We start from the raw sequence: 18080 nt of genomic DNA, 5'->3' as shown, positions 1-18080 counted from the left end.
TGTATACTCAATTGAGACAAACTAAACTTATAAAATTTACCGTGACTGACGAAAACCTTTATCTGAAGCGGTTTTTAGATCCGATTAAAGTTTGTAGGCGATATAAACCTAAATTTGGATTAGGAAATCGAGAAGAAGGATTAGATTTGGCGGGATTTCTATCATTATATGGTTCAGATCCATTTTATTCATGGATTGGTCTGAATTCAGATTTAATGTATGCTGCTCATAAAGCTGCGGGGGGAATGACTTCTATTTATCGACAAATTGGGAGAGGTTGTGAAAGTTTATTTCGACAGATTATTATTGATCAAGCCAATTATGATGATCCAAAAGATGTTCTATGGTCTTACACAGTGCAGACAAAAAATAATAAGGAAAGAACGTTATCCTTAGATGCTCGATTAGAATTAACAGCAATTCAAAATTATGATGTTAGAGAAAGAGTTACGCAATGGATAGCAAATTATAGTCAATCTCTGAATGTTCCTGCACCTGCAAATGGAGCCGTATTTGAAGTTCGACAAGGTTATAAAAGTAAAGATAGTAAAAGACAAAATGCTGATATTGATAATATTGCCGTTGCTTGGGCTAATGGATACTTACCTGTATTTGCTATCTTTTCCTCACAAATTGATTCCGATTTAGTCTTAAGATATCGGAATAGCCGAGGAGCAATTATCACCGGAACGTTATTAGGAACTAGCCAAAATTCTCTGTTTGTTTTTTCCAAGAATGTGTTAGGCTATGATTTAGCAGATTTCTTGCAACGAAATTCTTCATTAATTCGAGATGAAATATATACAACGCTAGAAGCTTTATTAAGGGCTGAATAATGTTATCAACTGTAAAACAAAGACCGGAATATACGTTTAAACATAATCAGAATTTAGGGCGACATGGATGGTTACGTCTGACTCCTGCCTATGGTGTGAAATTAGTTGAAAAGCTTTTAACTTCTGTTGAACCAGATGCAATTATTCTTGATCCATTTTCGGGTACAGGAACTACTGGACTTGTGGCGGCTGAACAGGGAAAACAGACAATTTTATTAGATATTAATCCGTTTTTAGTTTGGCTAGGAAATGCGAAATGTAGAAACTATTCTCAGGCTGAATTAACAGATATCAGGAACCGAATAAAACTTGTTTTTCAGGACTACAAAACTTTAATTAATCAAGACAATTGGATACCTCCTATTTTCAATATTGAAAGATGGTGGTCTAGGCATACCCTAAAATTACTGACAGCTTTGCGAACTGCTTTAGTCAATTATTTTGGCGAGCCCGAAAATAATCATTATAGTTTAGTGTGGATTGCTTTTTGCCGTCTGATTATCGAAACTTCTTCCGCCTCATTTAACCATGTTTCTATGTCATTTCAGGAAACAGTTACCCAGTTTGATATAGAATATACTGAAGAATTATTTTTGACTATTCTTGAGTTTATTTTAAAAACCGCAGAAACCCATATTTCAGGGATTGTAACTGTTATTGAGAAAGATTCTAAAGCTCTAATCGGATTAGATCATATTAAAGTTGATCAAGTTATTACTTCACCTCCTTATCCTAATCGTATGAGTTATATTCGTGAACTGCGTCCTTATATGTATTGGACTAAGTTTATAACTGAAGCAAAAGAAGCAGGTGAAATTGACTGGTTAGCAATTGGGGGAACTTGGGGAATTGCTACCAGTCGTTTAAATTCTTGGCAAATTGAAGAAAATAATTTACCCAAAGAATTATTTATAACTGTCGATAAAATTAAAAAATCTGGGGGTAAAAATGCTGATTTAATGGCTATTTATGTGTTAAAATATTTTCATGATATTCATCTTCATTTGTCTTCACTTATATCTATTCTTAAAGCTCAAGCCAAGTTGTATTATATTATTGGTAATTCCAATTTCTTTGATAACACTGTTGACACAGCATCAATTCTATCTAAGTCTATGAAAATGTTAGGCTATAAACAGATCAATTCTGAAATTATCAGAAAACGAAATTGTAATAAAGCGTTATATGAATATTGTGTTTCTGCAAATAGACCGAAAGTTTAATCATTGCGTATTTTCAGATTAAAATAGTCTGTACACAATCAAAAAAATAAAGCTATAATAGACATAACCTTTAAAATTCAAAGGCTTCTATTCTAGCTTGGAGGTCAATCATGGGATTAATCGATGGCTTGTTAGGTAACGCATCTGAAATTGATCAGGGAAGACTGCAAAATGAACTGGTTAAGCTTTTAGCAGAGGGTGAGTCTGTAGAGAGAGCTTATCAGTTAATTCGAGACTTAATTGTATTCACCAATAAACGATTGATCTTTATTGATAAACAAGGAATTACCGGGAAAAAAATTGAATATCACTCTATTCCCTATCGCAGTATTATTCATTTTAGCATTGAAACATCGGGACATTTTGACCTTGATGCAGAGTTAAAAATCTGGATATCAGGAAGCTCTGCCCCCATCGAAAGGGAGTTTAACAGAAAGCTGAATATCTATGAAGTTCAAAGTGTATTAGCTTATTATGTGCTGAAGTAAAATAATTTAAGCTGCTATCTTCTAGTATTGCGTAGCAGCTTATTCCATTTTTTGATAACACTTATTGAATATTACACAGAAAATAATTAACGTAGGGTGCGTAAGCTGCATTGCACGCACCAATTAAAACTTACCCTAATTCACTCTTAATTAAAACAAACAAACTCCCATCCCCTCCTCGACCAATACGAAAGGTTTCATCCAGGTAAGTAATCTCTAAACTGGGGATTCGACCTACGGGATTTCGGGCGGGAACAACACGGGCGGGTTCCAGTTGAGGAGTCTTAACTCCTACAATATTAGAAATGGCGATATAGCGTTGTTGAAAGAAAACATTCAGGCGGTTATTGGGTAACTTATTATCATCAACAACAGGTTCAAAGGTAGCCGTTACTTTAACATAACCCGAAATCAATCCTAATGGATGTTTGACAAAGGCTTGATTAAAAAATTGCCGAGACTCGACATCAATAATTTGATAGATTTTTCCCACTTTTAAACCTAAAGGTAGTGAAGCTAAACTGCGAATTTCTCTTGCAGTAGAATAGAGCAGTAACCAAGCTCCATTTAATAATAAAGGATTATGCAGTAAGGGACGATAGTTAGGGTTTTTAGCTTCTAGTTGAACCACCATCGCTTCAATTTCTTCTGCGAGAGCGGGTTTGATTTTAACATTCGTGACGGGAGAACCGTTTAATCCTCCAAGTTGAGATTGTACTGCCTCAATTTTAGCGATTAATTGTTGTTTTAAGTCGGTTTGGGTTAACATCATAAAATTCCGTCAGATTATCTTTTCAATAAATCAAGTTTTAGCTAAGATATATTTTAGATGATTTCAGGTAAAAAAGACAAAAACCTCCATATTAAATCATCATAAGAATCTGATCCAATTGCTGGGGGGTGATCATATTGAGATTGTTGCTTTCTAGTATCACCCACCCGACGATTAGAAAAAATGGCGACGGTATTGTTCTATAAAATCAGGTTTTGGGGATTAAATCTCAACCGATTTTACTTAGGCGTTTTCTGCAATTCAGGGCGTTCTTCTGCTACAATTGCCCCTTCAACAGGACAAACTTGCAGACAAATTCCGCAGTCAATACAGGTGGAAAAATCAATCCAATACCAATCCGTTCCTTTTTTGTTTTTTTCCGGCCCTTCATGAATACAAGCAACGGGACAAGCTGCAACACAATCGCTAACACCTTCACAAACGTCCGTGACAATGCTATGGGGCATAGTTAGTATTCTCCTGCTAAAAAATAGGGCGGTTAATTCTTTTTAATTGTTAACGATAAATCAACGAATTGGCAAGGGATAAAAAGTCTAGGGGGGGTGAAACTGTTATCCTAAAATTGATTAGAAATACCCAAAAATTACCCCCCTCTACCCTTAGAGAATTTTCTCAATTTTGGGGTCGCCGTTAACATTAACCCAAGCAATTTGATCAATTCCTCGACGACGAGCATAGTCGCGGATTTCTTCGGGGGTTTCCCGACGTCCTAACTCGACTTCTACCCGCACTAACTCACTAGACTCTCTTAACTGACCCGCATAGGCAAAAGTCGCCGCATCCGCTTCCGGGGTTTGAGCCACCACTAACCAATCACTGGCGGGGGTTTCACGAGGCAGTTCACCTCGTCCCAATAACACCTGATGCAACTCTTCAAGATTCAAGGAAAACCCAATTCCCGGTTCTGTTTCTCCTTGGGGATGATACAGTCCTAGGAGTTGGTCATAACGTCCTCCCTGTCCTAATATTCGTGCCCCAGAAGCGGTATCACTCACTGCAATAAACACAATTCCGGTGTAATAATCAAAGGTTTGAACTAAACTTAAATCCAGGGTAATTGCAGGTTGAATTTCAGAATTTCCCCAACATTTTTGCAATAATTCCATTAAAGATTTGAGGTTATTTACCGCTTGTCGTTGGGACGGATCTAAATCCAATTGAGAAACTTGAGATAATACGGTTTCTGGACGACCCCGTAAATCAAATAAAAATAATGCTCGATCTCGGAGCTCTGAAGAGAGGGATAAGGATTCTAAACCAATTCGATCTAAATTAGCGATCGCCGCTCTCACTTTTTCCCGTTCTTTAGGAGGAAAAGGCGATAATAACGATTGAGTTAAACCCGCTTCTCCGATAATTAAATCAGCATTACTGAACCCCAAAGTTTGCAGACAATCCCGCAACAATAGCAGAATTTCTGAATCCGCGCGTAACCCGCCAGCCCCTAAAAGTTCCACCCCGGCTTGATAATATTCAAGCTGTTGTCCGTGATCAACCGCGTTACCTTTACGGAAGACATTCGCATTGTAATACAGGCGTTGGGGCCAAGATTGCAGACTTCCCATGCGGGTAACCACGGCCCTAGCAATCGACGCTGTTAATTCCGGGCGCAGTCCTAAACGATTTTCAGCATCTTGGAGTTGAATCACCGTTGACGGTTGTACCGCACCTCCAGCTATCAGCGTTTCTAAATGTTCCAGAGTCGAGGTAATAATTCGATGATAGCCCCAACGGTGAAACACCTGTTGCACACGCCGTTCAATCCAAATTTTTTGGGCAACATCGAGGGGAAGTAAATCTCGCGCACCCGACGGGGGTTGATAAACCATACTTGAGTAAAAATTAACAATTAAGCATTAAGAATTGAGTTACAAACGGCAATTTGTAACTTGTTCTACAATACAGCATTCTGGGTGCGGGTTGTCCGTTGTCGGTTAACCGTCAACCGCCAACCCCCTATTTTTTCTTTCCACCAAATAGCCCCCCAAACAAACCTCCTTCTGATTTTTTAGCGCTTTGTTGGGCGGTTTTAGATTTTGCTCCGGCTTGGGGTGTGGCTTTTTCCAGTTGTTTTTTAGCGTCTAGGGCTTGAGGTTGTGTCGGGTTTAGTTGTAACGCTCGATTAATATGGGGTGTTGCTAATTTCGGTTGATTTTGTTTTAAATAAACTAACCCCAATAAACCATGACAATGACTATTATCAGGTTCTCGTTTAATCGCATCTTTTAACTCTAAAACTGCCTGGGCATAGTTTTGACTCGCCATCAATTGTTCTGCACGGTGACAAGCTTGTTCGACAAAAGAATCTTTCTTCGGTATTGCAGCCGGAGCAGGAGTTTGATCGGCAACTTTGACAGATGGAGCGGGAGAAACACCGCCTCTTTGATTTTTACGAAGTAAATAAATTAAATTTAATTCACTAATTTGAGCAATGAAATCCAAGGCTTTTTGAGGGGATTCATATTGATTTTTAGCTAACTCTTGAATAGCAGATTCATAAGCATTTTGATAATCAGAAGCTTGCATCAGCTTTTGCGCGGCTTCCGTTTGCAATTTCAGGTTATGCTGTTCTTTGACCGTGCGATCGCCCATTGTTTTTAACAGCAGAATATATTCTTTGCGTTCACCTTCTTTTGAAAACTGATTATAGGCTGGACTGACTAACTTTGCTAATAATTGCTTCGCTAACTCCTGATCCTGGGGGTTCTCAAAGGGGCAGGTATCAGGATGCAGACGACGGGCGATCCGCATATAGCGTTTGCGAATGTCCTCAAAATCTGCCTCCAGGGAAACCCCTAAAATCGCATGATGATCCGTAAACTCAAACTGAAATAACCCTTGTTTAAATTCAAACATACTCTTCTGCCTTCCTTACCTAAACTTGCGACTGAATTAATTGCACCCCTTTGATCTTAATATAGCCCGTCTTAAACTGTCAGAAGTAGAAAAAACTGGATCTTTGCAAAGAACCCAGTTTTTGAACTCTATAATTGTGATTTGATAATTACACCAACAATTCTCCTGTTTCTTGCAACTTATGTAAACGTTGGTAAATTCCCTGGTGTTGAAGCAGTGCTTCATGGGTTCCCACTTCCACAATTTGACCTTGATCTAACACCACAATTTGATCCGCTTCTCGAATCGTACTCAAACGATGAGCAATAATAATTGTTGTGCGTGTTCCCAAGATATTTTGCATGGCTAATTGGATCGCCCGTTCTGATTCATAATCTAAACTAGATGTTGCTTCATCAAAGATTAAAATATCAGGATTTACTAATAACGCCCGTGCAATTCCTAAGCGTTGTTTTTGTCCTCCTGATAACCGCACGCCCCGTTCTCCTACGGGGGTAAAATAGCCCTTCGCAAGCTGTTGAATAAACTCATCCGCTTTAGCTATTTTACAAGCTGCTTTGACTTCTGTAAAGGTAGCGTTAGGATTGCCATAGGTCAGATTTTCTAACAGGGTTCCATTAAAAATATCCACCTCTTGATGCACAATCGCTAACCGTTTGCGATAACCCGTAACATTCAAACTGCGAATATCAATCCCATCGATTAAAATCTGACCCTGATGCGGTTCAAAATAACGAAACAGGAGTTTAACTAACGTTGATTTTCCCGATCCCGAACGTCCGACTAAAGCGACGGTTTCATAGGGTTCAATCAATAAATTAATATCCTGTAAAACCGGAGTATTCGGATTATAGCTAAAACTCACCTGGGAAAATTCTATTTTTCCGTTAAATTGATAGGAATTTTCCGAAAGATCGTCGGTTTTATTCAGAGTTAAATTGCCAGCATCTTGTCCCGTTGGTAACTGCATAAATTCGTGTAACCGAATCATCGACGCATAGCGACGGGCGAAAACTTCCGCCGTATTGCTAATCGGTGTAATTTCAGAATAAGCCATACTCGCTAGAGTATAGATAGTGACAAAATATCCTAGAGAAATATGACCAGAAATCGTTGCAGCCAAGGTAAATCCTAAGACCATAAACAGACTGAATTGTACACAGGTTGCTTGACGGATCGTTAACTGAATATAGCCTCTATGAATCCGACCTACCGTTACTTTAAACTCTCGATTAAGACGAGTTAGTTGTCGTTTTAATTCTTGAGATTCCGTTGCAAAGGCTTTAACCGTTTTAATGTTTGTAATAATCTCAGAATTGCGGCTTTCCGTATTTTCTTCATGCTGGGCGATAATTTCTTCTAAGTCGATTAGCCGTTTCAATGATTTTAAACTAAAGGTTAAAATCAACAGAAAAGATAGCAAAAAGAAAATGGCAATCGGCCATGCAATCCAGGCAATTATTACAATAATTCCTAAAATTCGTATGAGTTTAGGAATCAATTGACCTGCAATTTCAGGGTATGTCCAAGTCTGGTTATAAATCCCTTTTGTAACTCGGCTGGCAATTCGTCCGGGGTTATTTTCATCATAAAATTCTAGGGGAAGGGTAAGAATTTTTTCCAAAGCATTTTGATATTGATTTCGACGAGTTTTTAATGAAATTAACCAGTGATACCAAAGCCCTAACAAAGGCTGTATCGGGGCTTTAACAACAGTAACACAGAAAATTAAACCCAATAAAACCCCTAAAGAAAGTTGAGTGGTTTGGGCAATTCCGGTTAAATTAGATATTGCTTGAATGGAATATTGAGTCAGTCTATCAACAGGTTGACCTGAGAGAACATTGAGCGTTTGTCCTATAGTATAAGGAACAATTAAATCAATTAGTTCAAAAGCACTTGATGCACTAATACTTAGGATAGATAGGGATAAGTATTGTCGGTAATATTGACCGAGATCCCGAAAAGTCGCCATAATCTTGAGCCGTGAAACACTACAAAATAAGACACATAGGTTACAAGTATAATACAAAAAAAGGATGCTGACCAGCATCCTGATGTATATTACGGGTTTTATTCCCAGTTTTGCCTTTAGGACAACGAATAGGCGGTCTGTAGTGCCCACCAAAGCAGGAAACCAATACCTCCCAAAACCAGCACTGAAGAAACAATAATTGCGGTGGGACTGTCCGCCCCTTTAAATTTCATAATCCCACGATCTAAGTCGGATGCCATGATTTTAGTTTGCCTAACTCTAGGAGAATTCTAGCACAAATAACCCCAACTAGGGGGATTATTCCTCAATCAGTAAACGGATCAAACCAATTTAATCCCATCAGCATCTAAGCTCTGTTTCAGGCGCTCATTGAGATCAGAACGCATCTGAGAATAGTTGAGATTACTAACCCAAACCGTTAATAAAATTTTAATCCCACTGGCGGCAATTTCTCGAACTTCCATACCCGGTGTGGGTTCAGATAAAATTCGTTCATCAGCCTCAACTAGAGTGATAAATAGTTCTCGAAGTTGATCCAAATTGGTATCATAACTAAAATTTAAGGTTAAATCCACTCGGCGGATGGGTTGAATCGAGTGATTAACAATTTTATCGCCGTAAAGTTTACTATTGGGAATAATAATAGTTTTATGATCAGGTGTTGTTAAAAGGGTGGTAAAAATTTGGATTTCCTCAACAGTTCCTTCTACTCCGCCTCCTTCAATATAATCGTGAACTTTAAACGGGCGAAAAATAATCATAAATACACCCGAAGCAAAATTAGATAAAGAGCCTTGTAAGGCTAACCCAATTGCTAACCCAGCAGCCCCTAAAACCGCAATAAATGATGTAGTTTGAATTCCCAATTTTCCGAGGGTTGCTAAAACTACAAAGGTAACAGTCGCAATATAAATTAAATTAACTAAAAATCGAATCAGAGTCGGCTCTAATTGCGCCTTAATCATCAACCGTTTACTGAGACGTTGTATAAATTTTGCCAACCATAACCCCAACAATAGAATTAGGATTGCGGTCAAAATCCGACTTCCAAACACTGTCATTAACTGGATTAATAGGGTCAATAATTCCTGTTGTTGTGCGATTGTCAGCATAAACTCGAAAGCTAAAGAAAAGTTAAAGTTTAATCTATTATCGCTGATTTATCGGCTTACTATTACAAATTCGTGATAAAATATTAAACTGAAATATGATTTGATTGGCTCCCTATGAATTCTTCCCCAACCCCTAACGAATTCAAGAACATCAACGACTTTGAAAATCAACCTTCTCCAGGCGATCCCGGTTTACAAAAGTTTGCAGTGCGGTTGAAAACGAGTATAAGACGAGATACTTTAATTCAAAAAGAACTCGATCAATTAAGAGTTAAACTTCAATCAGATCGAGTTATTTTATATTATTTTTATTATCAATGGAAAGGGCAAGTTACCTTTGAATCCTTGAGTCAAGAAACCTTATCGCTCTATGGTTCTACGGGTGCTGATGATTGTTTTAATCAAGAATATGCTCAGTATTATCAAGATGGAAGAATTGGGGCGATCGCAGATATTGAAACGGCATCAATTCACCCTTGTCATCAAAACTTTTTACGCAGTATTTCTGTTCGGGCTAATTTAGTTGTTCCTGTGATTGTTGCTCACGAACTCTGGGGTTTATTAATTGTTCATCATTGTCAATATCCTCATGTTTGGAGTTCTGCGGAATTAGAACTGATGAAAACCACCGCAGAAACCCTATCAACTGCACCGGAAATTTTGAATCTTAAGCAGTAATAGGAAGCCAAATTTCTAGGTTTGTTCCCTGTCCTGGGGTTGAATAGAGATTCAGTTTCCCCTGATGTTTTTCAATAATTTGATAAGCAATAACTAATCCTAATCCCGTTCCCTGACCCACAGGTTTTGTAGTAAATAAGGGTTCAAAAACGTGCTGAAGAATCTCCTCTGTCATCCCAATTCCATTATCAGAAATCCGAATCAAAATTGATTGTGTATCAGGTTGGCTCGTACAAATTTTTAGGGTAGGAATTCGGGTTTTCATTTGTCCCTGTTGTCCGGCTTCTTCAAGGGCATCAATGGCATTTGCTAAAAGATTCATAAACACTTGATTGAGTTGGCCTGGATAACATTCAACGAGAGGTAAATCGCCGTATTCTTTAACTAATTGAATAGCGGCTCGTTCCCCTAATGGTTTGAGACGATGACTCAAAATTAATAAAGTGCTATCCAGGCTTTCATGAATATTAAATAAAACTTTAGTTAAAGAATCTGAACGGGCAAAATTTCTTAAGGAAATCGAAATATCTTTAATTCGATCAGTGCTTAATTTCATAGAGTTTAGCAATTGCGGTAAATCCTTTAAAATAAAATCTAAATCTGCTGTCAAGATTGCCTCTTGTAGGGGTATGGGCAGTTGCTCATAATAAGTTTGACATAAAGTTAAAATATCAGCTAGATCCCGAACATAGTCCTGAGCTAAAGGAATATTATTGACAATACAACTAATCGGATTATTAAGCTCATGGGCAATTCCCGTTACTAATTGTCCCAGACTGGAAAGTTTTTCTTGTTGTACCAATTGAACTTGCGCTTTTTCTAAAATAGCAGTCCGTTCTGCAACTTGTTGTTCTAGTGTTTCTGTGAGTTGTTTAAGTTGCAAATGCACTCGAACTCTAGCTAATACCTCTTGTTTTTCAAAGGGTTTAGAAATATAATCAACCGCTCCTAGAGAAAGTCCTTTTACTTTATTTTCAACATCCGTTAACGCGGTTAAAAAAATAATTGGAATTCCTTGATTTTTAGGATTAGATTTTAATTGTTTACACGTTTCAAACCCATCAATACCAGGCATTTGCACATCTAATAAGATGAGAGCAGGTTGTTTGCGCTCCACTAATTGCAGCGCACTTTCTCCATCTTCAGCAACGCGCACCGCAAATCCTGCACCTTTTAAGGTTTGGGATAAAACCGATAAATTAGTAGGATTGTCATCAACAATTAGGATAAAGCCAATGTCTTGCATGGATGAGAATAGGGGATGAATTTTAAGATGAGTTGAAGAATAAACCGTTTAAGATTGGCTGAGGGTTTGACTCAACAACTCTCGCAGCTTTTTGAGTTGAAAATTTTCTGCAAGCCGGATCACTTGTTGAGTAAAAGCGAAATAAGGCGGATAATGAGTTTGGATTAAATGAGCTTCTGCTAGTATACCATCTGCGTCTCCTTCTTGAGCTAATTCGTACAAGTGTGATAAGATTTCAATCGGGATTTCTGGGGTTTCCGGCTGAGAATTAGAAGGTAGATTTTGATCGGGAACTGGAGATTCAGCCGAAAGATAAATCCATTCTAAATTCAGGTGAACTTGCAATAATTCTAACAATAAATCGGCGGAAACAGGTTTAGGTAAAAACGCATTAGCTCCCGCATCTAAACTGCGGTGTTGATCACTATCAAATACACTGGCTGAGGAAGCAATAATCACCGTATCTTTGAGTTGTGGTAATTGGCGTAACTGATTAATCAACGCAAACCCATCCATGACAGGCATGACCAGATCAGTAATAATAAAATCGGGGAAAATAGCCTTTGCTTTATCTAATCCTTCTTGACCATTATTGGCTTCTATTACTTCAAACCCAATCGGTTCTAATAAGTTAACAATTACTGAACGATTTGCCCAATTATCATCAACAATTATAATTTTTCTTTGTTTCCCTAGATATCCGTTAACGATTCCTTTGTGAATATTGCGAGAGGTATTTGCCCATTCTTTGGCTTCAGGTAATTCCACATCAAACCAGAAAATACTCCCCTCTTTTAATTGGCTTTGTACCTGAAGCTGACTTCCCATTAAGGAAACTATTTTTTGGCTAATTGCTAATCCTAAACCTGTACCTTCGGTATTTTTTTTAGTCTCTCCCACTTGTTCAAAAGGAAGAAAAATTCGCTCTAATTGTTCTGATGTCATCCCCACCCCAGTATCTTGAATTTCAAAATGCAGATGATACCGCGAATTTGGGGGGATAGGTGTGGCTTGAATGGAAAAGGTTACACTTCCTTTTTCGGTAAATTTAATCGCATTTCCTAATAAATTAATTAACACTTGTCTCAGCCGTTTTTCATCGGAGCAAATACCAATGGGAAGATTTTCTTGAGGTCGATAATTAAACTGAATTCCTTTCTGTTGAGCTTTGATCTTGCAAATTTCTACAACCCCTTCTAAAAAAGCTGGAAAATGAAAATCAGTTGGGTAGAGTTCCATTTTCCGGGCTTCAATTTTGGATAAATCTAAAACATCATTAATTAGGGTTAAAAGATGATAACCACATTGCTGAATAACATCTACCCCTCTGCGTCCTTTTTCGGTCAGGGGTTCCAATTGTTCTAAAATTTGAGCATAGCCTAAAATTCCGTTTAATGGGGTGCGTAACTCATGGCTCATATTAGCCAGAAATTCACTTTTAGCTTGGTTAGCAGCATCGGCTTTTTCCTTGGCTATTTGGAGTTGAGAGGTTCGTTCTTCTACCCGTTTTTCTAAGGCTTTATTGGTTTGTTCTAAAGTAGCAAAAACATCCTCTAATTGTTGACTCATTTGATTAAATGAATCCGCTAAAACCCCTAATTCTTTGATTTTAGGTTCTTCAACTCTGGGTTTAACTAAGTCACCCCTAAACCCTTGTTGAGCCGATACTGCAATGGTTTTAGATGCAGAACTTAAGCGTAAAATGGGTTGAGTAATGTGACGGGTGGTATAAATTCCTGATATAATTGCTAAGATTAAAGCCCCGAAACAAAGTAAAATTGTAGTCCGAGTATTCGCATCAATTTCTTTCATGAAATCGGACTCTGGGACAACTACGACCACTAACCAATCTAACCCTAATTGATCTCGCCAAGGTGCAATTTGAACAAACTGTTGATTACCTTGAAAAGGAAATTGCAGTTGTTGAATGGTTTTAATCGTTTCAAAATCTTTAATTTCTGATTTTAAATAGTTTGCTGTTGCTTTAATTAAAGGTTCTTGACTCTCTGTTACTTTTAATCGTTGCGGTTTTTGTCCGGGTTTTAAATGAAAAGGTTGTTCATGAGTAGAACTGGCAATTATTAATCCATTCCGTTCTATAATAAACGTTTTACCGGAAGAACTTACTTTCAATTCTTGCAAAAAATCATGTAATTGCGATAATCGCATTTCTACACCTAAGACCCCCGTTAATTTTTTATTATTATCAAATAAGGGATAACTGGCTGCAATACAAAGGGGATAAGGTTCAACTTCCCAAGTATAAACTTGACTCCAAGTGGGTTTTCCTAATCTGGCTCCCGCAGCATACCATCCTTCTTTTTGAAAAAAATAATCCTCTACACTTTTATATAAAAGTTGGGTCAGTTGACCGCGATTATTTGTTCCATAAACATAGTCTCTTCCATCACCGTAAGCTTCAGGATCTACCGTATCAAAGGTAATTCTTTGATCTCCAAAATAATTGCCAATACTGGAAAATTTTCCGGTAGGTGTTCCAAACAAAACATAACCAATATTAAAGGTAACACGCTGTTGCCAAAAAAACCGCCCCATTTGCGTTAAATTATTAGGGTTAATGGTTCCAATTGCGATCGCATGAGCATTTAGTTGATTCAGTTGCGGTGCGATAGAAAGATAACTGCTTAAATGTTGTTCAATCCGACTCCCAACTTCATATTGTAACTGAATTGCTAAATTATTTACCGCTTTTTGACCATTTCTTAAAGATAAATATCCGGTCAAACCAACAGCAGCAAAAATTTGTAAAACAAATGGAACAATCAGAATAAAGCGAAGAGGCAGTTTCTGAAACATCTGGTAATCAATTTTGCTCATGTTTTCCCTCTAACAACTCGGTAAGTAAAACTGCATAATTTATACTTACCCCTTTTAATTTTAGCCTGATTAAAATGGGGTAGCCACTGATTCAATCCTGATCATGGGTCAAAAACAAGTAACCTAGTGACTATTTTTTAACTTGAATTCATCAAATTTAATTACTTCTGACTGAGGTTTTTGAGTGTCAAAATAGTAACTTTTAACGGTTCCCGTTTCTGTATCTAAAATACTAAAAACTGTAATATTATTACTGGCAATATAAGGTAAAGGTTTACCATCTTCTGCTAATAATGGGTTTAAGCTAGGAAGGATCGGCTCTAAACCATTCGGATCACCGATAGCGGGATATTTTTCCCTAAATTCCCAGGGAACTGCTCGTTTTTTATCTCCTAAAAATGCACCATAACTATTTCCCACATTAGAAGATTCTAAAAAGTGCATTCCACTGGGACTCATAAAACGGTTCCATAGATGAGAATGTCCATAATAAACTAACTGTACTTCAGCTTTTTCTAATAAAGGAATGACATCTCGAATAATATAATCTTGTTCTAAAGGATATTCATAACGGATCATTTTCACATTTCCTTGATTATCCTTTTCGATAATTTGTTGAGGATCAGTATAAGCAGGAACAATATTATCTCCTAAAGTATGGGGAGGATGATGAAACATGACAATTTTATATTTTGCTTGTCGAAATTCAGGACTATTCAATTCTTGTTGTAACCATTTATATTGTTCACTTCCCGGTTGAATAGACTCAAAAATATGTTGTCCATAGCCCCAATTTTCAGGATGATTAAAGTCTTCTTGTTTCTCCCGATAACGTCCTCTAGCATTCGCCTCTAAACTTGGTGTTCTCCAAATATTTGTAATATACAATACTATTAATCTAATGTTTCCAAAACTCAAGGAATAGTAATTTTTATTATTAGGTAAACTAAAAATTTCCTGATAAGTATCGCTATTAAAGGTTTTATTTTTTAACTCTAATTCTTCGATTTGATCAGGGAATAGCGGAGCCAGTCTTTTCCCGATAAACCGAGGATAGGGATGGTTAAACTGTTCATTTAAACTTAATTCATCAGAAAAAATTCCCATAATTTCATGATTGCCAATAGCTGGAAACAAAGGGATATTTTGAATTAAACTAGCTCCATGATAAAAGGTTTTAACTCCAGCTTTTTCTAACTGATAATTAGCCTTTCCTTGTAAACAAGGAAAAAAAGCATTTCCCCGAATATCATCAAACCATTCTGAAGCTCGATCTGGAATATTCACTAAATCTCCCGCAAAAAAAATGCCATCTAACTCAGGAATTGTTTCTGCAACTTTTTGTAAATTTGCTGCTGTCATGGGCATCAGTTGATGATCAGATGTTAATAAAATTTTTAAGGGAGTTTCCGCTTTAGGTTGAGGGGATAACGTAAACTGATGACTTTCGATTTTTTGATGATTTTCTGTGACACTGGTAACAAAATAGGGAACCTTAACCCCAGAAATTAAACCTGTAACTTCTGCTTGATGTCGCCAAATTTTGCGGGGAGTTGGTTTTTGATAAATTGTTCCTTTTTCCCGTTGTTCACCGACTTTAGAATTCTGATCTTCCCGGGTTCGAGTTAGTTGAGTTGTCGTAGCAAATACCCTTTGCTTAAAGTCTTTACCATAGCTAACAAAATGTTGAGAACCTGCAAATTCTGTAAACCAAATCACCAGGATTGATGTTGGCGTTGGTAACTGCAAAAATGGATCACTCAGTAGTTGCAGTTGAGAAGTTTGTGCTTCCATTTTCCCCACTAAAACAAAAATTAATCCGATTAAAATCCCAAATCTGTATAGATTTCGGAGAGAACGCTGCCCAAGATGAGAGATTGTGTAAAATATTAACATTTTGCAACCTAGATTATAAAGTCATTCGGGATCAATCTCTCTAGGCTATGGTATCATAACCCAGAATCCTGACTTCCATTTGATCGGCGTCAAAATTCCTGCCAGGATTTCCCGGAAACTTAAGGATTATTTTCTCGTCTTTTCTTGTAAAATACAATAGGCTGATTTATCCCTATCTTAAACTAGGTTAATCCGCTTAAAATTTCCCGGTTAAACTCCTGATTGTTCAGTTTAATTGTTTATTCCTCATTGCCAATTCTGAAGTTAATATGCTGATTGTTCAAAAATACGGTGGTAGTTCTGTCGGTTCCGTTGAACGCATTCAATCTGTTGCTCAACGGGTGTTAAAAACAGCCCAAGATCATCAAGTGGTTGTCGTTGTTTCTGCTATGGGAAAAACTACTGATCAATTAGTGGGTTTAGCCCAACAAATTTCTCCAACTCCTAACCGTCGAGAGATGGATATGTTACTCTCAACGGGAGAACAAGTGAGCATGGCTTTATTGAGTATGGCATTGCAGGAAGTCGGACAACCTGCGATTTCTTTAACAGGCGCTCAAGTGGGAATTATCACCGAAGCTGAACACACTCGCGCCCGAATTTTAAGCATTGAAACTCAACGAATAGAACGCCACTTAAATCAAGGACAAGTCGTAGTTATAGCAGGATTTCAAGGGGTAAGTAGTCAAGATGATTTAGAAATTACGACATTAGGACGAGGAGGTTCTGATACTTCTGCGGTGGCATTAGCAGCGGCTTTAAAAGCAGATTTATGTGAAATTTATACTGATGTTCCAGGGATTTTAACTACTGATCCTCGTTTGGTTCCTAATGCCCAATTAATGGCAGAAATTACCTGTGATGAGATGTTAGAACTCGCCAGTTTAGGGGCAAAAGTTTTACATCCTCGTGCGGTAGAAATTGCCCGCAATTATGGCGTTTCTTTAGTGGTTCGTTCTAGTTGGACAGATGACCCCGGAACTAAAGTTATTGCTCCCAAACCCCAACCTCAACCTTTAGAAGGATTAGAATTAGCCCGTCCTGTGGATGGTGTTGAATTTGATACGAATCAAGCAGCAGTTTCCTTATTAAGAATACCCGATCACCCCGGCATTGCAGCGAAATTATTCGGGGGAATTGCAGTTCAAAATTTAGATGTTGATTTGATTATTCAATCGATTCATGAAGGCAATAGTAATGATATTACATTTACCGTAGAACGGGAATATTTTACCCAAGCGATCGCCGTTGCTGATGCCTTATTACCCGCTTTAGGAAAACCCAATAGTTCCGATCTAGGGGATGCTGAAGTCACCGGGGATGACACTCCTATTGCTAAAGTTAGTATTATGGGGGCGGGAATGATTGGGCGTCCTAAAGTCGCTTCTCAAATGTTTAATACCTTAGCGAAAGCGGGTATTAATCTTCAGATGATTTCGACTTCAGAAGTGAAAGTTAGTTGTGTGATTGCTACCGAAGATTGTGAACGGGCTGTTGTCGCCTTATGTGAATCTTTTGAAGTAAGTCTTGACCCCAAACAAACAATCGATTTGGAGGCCAAAAAAACCCAACTCGATGAAAGTTTACCCCCTGTGCGTGGGGTGGCATTAGATGTCAAACAAGCCCGTTTAGCCATTCGTCATATTCCAGATCGTCCAGGAATGGCAGCAAAATTATTTTCCTTATTAGCAGATCATAATATTAGCGTGGATATGATTATTCAATCCCAACGCTGTCATCAGGTTAACGGGATTTTAACGCGAGATATTGCTTTTACCGTTGCCGAAGGAGATGCGGATGAAGCCCAACAGATTTTAGAACAAGCAACATCGGAATTAGGCTGCGGTGAAATTATTGTTAATAAATCGATTGCTAAAGTTAGTGTTGTTGGTTCAGGAATGATCCATTATCCAGGGGTTGCAGCTAAAATGTTTGAAGCGTTAGCTCACAAAAATATTAATATTTTGATGATTGCTACTTCTGAAATTAAAATTAGTTGTTTAGTTGATGAAGACCAAGGCATAGAAGCATTAAAAGCAGTTCATGAAGTCTTTGAATTATCCGGTGAAAAAACCTTTATTGTTCCTGAACGTGCTCCCGTTGCTTAATAGAATTTAG

General features: G+C 37.8%; 14 protein-coding genes. 5 read left to right on the top strand and 9 right to left on the bottom strand.

Annotated elements, in window-relative coordinates; translation table 11 throughout:
- Positions 1-41: 41 nt before the first annotated feature.
- The 3 genes from PL8927_RS21900 to PL8927_RS21890 all read left to right on the top strand — a co-directional run bounded on the left by PL8927_RS21900 (position 42) and on the right by PL8927_RS21890 (position 2547).
- The gene (locus tag PL8927_RS21900) at positions 42-836 is read left to right on the top strand and encodes a hypothetical protein (protein ID WP_083625669.1); all 795 of its coding nucleotides are present in this window, start codon (positions 42-44) and stop codon (positions 834-836) included.
- Positions 836-2059, top strand: a complete 1224-nt coding sequence (locus PL8927_RS21895; RefSeq protein ID WP_083625576.1) for a DNA methyltransferase — start codon at positions 836-838, stop codon at positions 2057-2059. Before PL8927_RS21900 ends, PL8927_RS21895 begins: the two co-directional genes overlap by 1 nt.
- Positions 2060-2169: 110 nt before the next feature.
- The gene (locus tag PL8927_RS21890) at positions 2170-2547 is read left to right on the top strand and encodes a PH domain-containing protein (protein WP_083625575.1); all 378 of its coding nucleotides are present in this window, start codon (positions 2170-2172) and stop codon (positions 2545-2547) included.
- 130 nt (positions 2548-2677) lie between these two features.
- Here PL8927_RS21890 and PL8927_RS21885 read toward each other — a convergent pair whose 3' ends face one another.
- The 6 genes from PL8927_RS21885 to PL8927_RS21860 form a co-directional block, all read right to left on the bottom strand.
- On the bottom strand, positions 2678-3319 hold the full coding sequence (locus tag PL8927_RS21885; protein ID WP_231506107.1) for a PAP/fibrillin family protein: 642 nt from the start codon (positions 3317-3319) through the stop codon (positions 2678-2680).
- Between the two features lie 239 nt (positions 3320-3558).
- Complete coding sequence (locus PL8927_RS21880; protein ID WP_083625573.1) at positions 3559-3786, bottom strand: indolepyruvate ferredoxin oxidoreductase subunit alpha; 228 nt, start codon at positions 3784-3786, stop codon at positions 3559-3561.
- Between the two features lie 153 nt (positions 3787-3939).
- Positions 3940-5169, bottom strand: coding sequence for an ATP phosphoribosyltransferase regulatory subunit (locus tag PL8927_RS21875; RefSeq protein ID WP_083625572.1), 1230 nt, complete (start codon positions 5167-5169; stop codon positions 3940-3942).
- Positions 5170-5296: 127 nt separating this feature from the next.
- The gene (locus PL8927_RS21870) at positions 5297-6196 is read right to left on the bottom strand and encodes a J domain-containing protein (RefSeq protein WP_083625571.1); all 900 of its coding nucleotides are present in this window, start codon (positions 6194-6196) and stop codon (positions 5297-5299) included.
- Between the two features lie 148 nt (positions 6197-6344).
- The gene (locus PL8927_RS21865) at positions 6345-8171 is read right to left on the bottom strand and encodes an ABC transporter ATP-binding protein (RefSeq protein WP_083625570.1); all 1827 of its coding nucleotides are present in this window, start codon (positions 8169-8171) and stop codon (positions 6345-6347) included.
- A gap of 341 nt (positions 8172-8512) precedes the next feature.
- Positions 8513-9304, bottom strand: a complete 792-nt coding sequence (locus PL8927_RS21860) for a mechanosensitive ion channel family protein (RefSeq protein WP_083625569.1) — start codon at positions 9302-9304, stop codon at positions 8513-8515.
- A 114-nt stretch (positions 9305-9418) separates the two neighbouring features.
- Here PL8927_RS21860 and PL8927_RS21855 point away from each other — a divergent pair, with 114 nt between their 5' ends.
- Positions 9419-9982, top strand: coding sequence for a GAF domain-containing protein (locus tag PL8927_RS21855; RefSeq protein WP_083625568.1), 564 nt, complete (start codon positions 9419-9421; stop codon positions 9980-9982).
- Here the strand turns inward: PL8927_RS21855 and PL8927_RS21850 are convergent.
- The 3 genes from PL8927_RS21850 to PL8927_RS21840 form a co-directional block, all read right to left on the bottom strand.
- A complete protein-coding gene (locus tag PL8927_RS21850) occupies positions 9972-11228 on the bottom strand; it encodes a hybrid sensor histidine kinase/response regulator (protein WP_083625567.1) in 1257 nt (418 codons plus the stop codon). The two genes, PL8927_RS21855 and PL8927_RS21850, sit on opposite strands and share 11 nt — an antisense overlap.
- A gap of 48 nt (positions 11229-11276) precedes the next feature.
- A complete protein-coding gene (locus PL8927_RS21845; RefSeq protein ID WP_083625566.1) occupies positions 11277-14066 on the bottom strand; it encodes a hybrid sensor histidine kinase/response regulator in 2790 nt (929 codons plus the stop codon).
- Between the two features lie 123 nt (positions 14067-14189).
- Complete coding sequence (locus PL8927_RS21840) at positions 14190-15860, bottom strand: metallophosphoesterase family protein (protein WP_231506106.1); 1671 nt, start codon at positions 15858-15860, stop codon at positions 14190-14192.
- A gap of 371 nt (positions 15861-16231) precedes the next feature.
- On the opposite strand from PL8927_RS21840, the gene PL8927_RS21835 reads away from it, so the two are divergent.
- Complete coding sequence (locus PL8927_RS21835) at positions 16232-18070, top strand: aspartate kinase (protein ID WP_083625564.1); 1839 nt, start codon at positions 16232-16234, stop codon at positions 18068-18070.
- Positions 18071-18080: the final 10 nt, after the last annotated feature.

Origin of the sequence: Planktothrix serta PCC 8927 (assembly GCF_900010725.2) — a bacterium.
Classification (GTDB): domain Bacteria; phylum Cyanobacteriota; class Cyanobacteriia; order Cyanobacteriales; family Microcoleaceae; genus Planktothrix; species Planktothrix serta.
The sequence above is the reverse complement of the archived record's forward strand: the minus strand, read 5'-3'. Positions and strand labels throughout refer to the sequence as shown.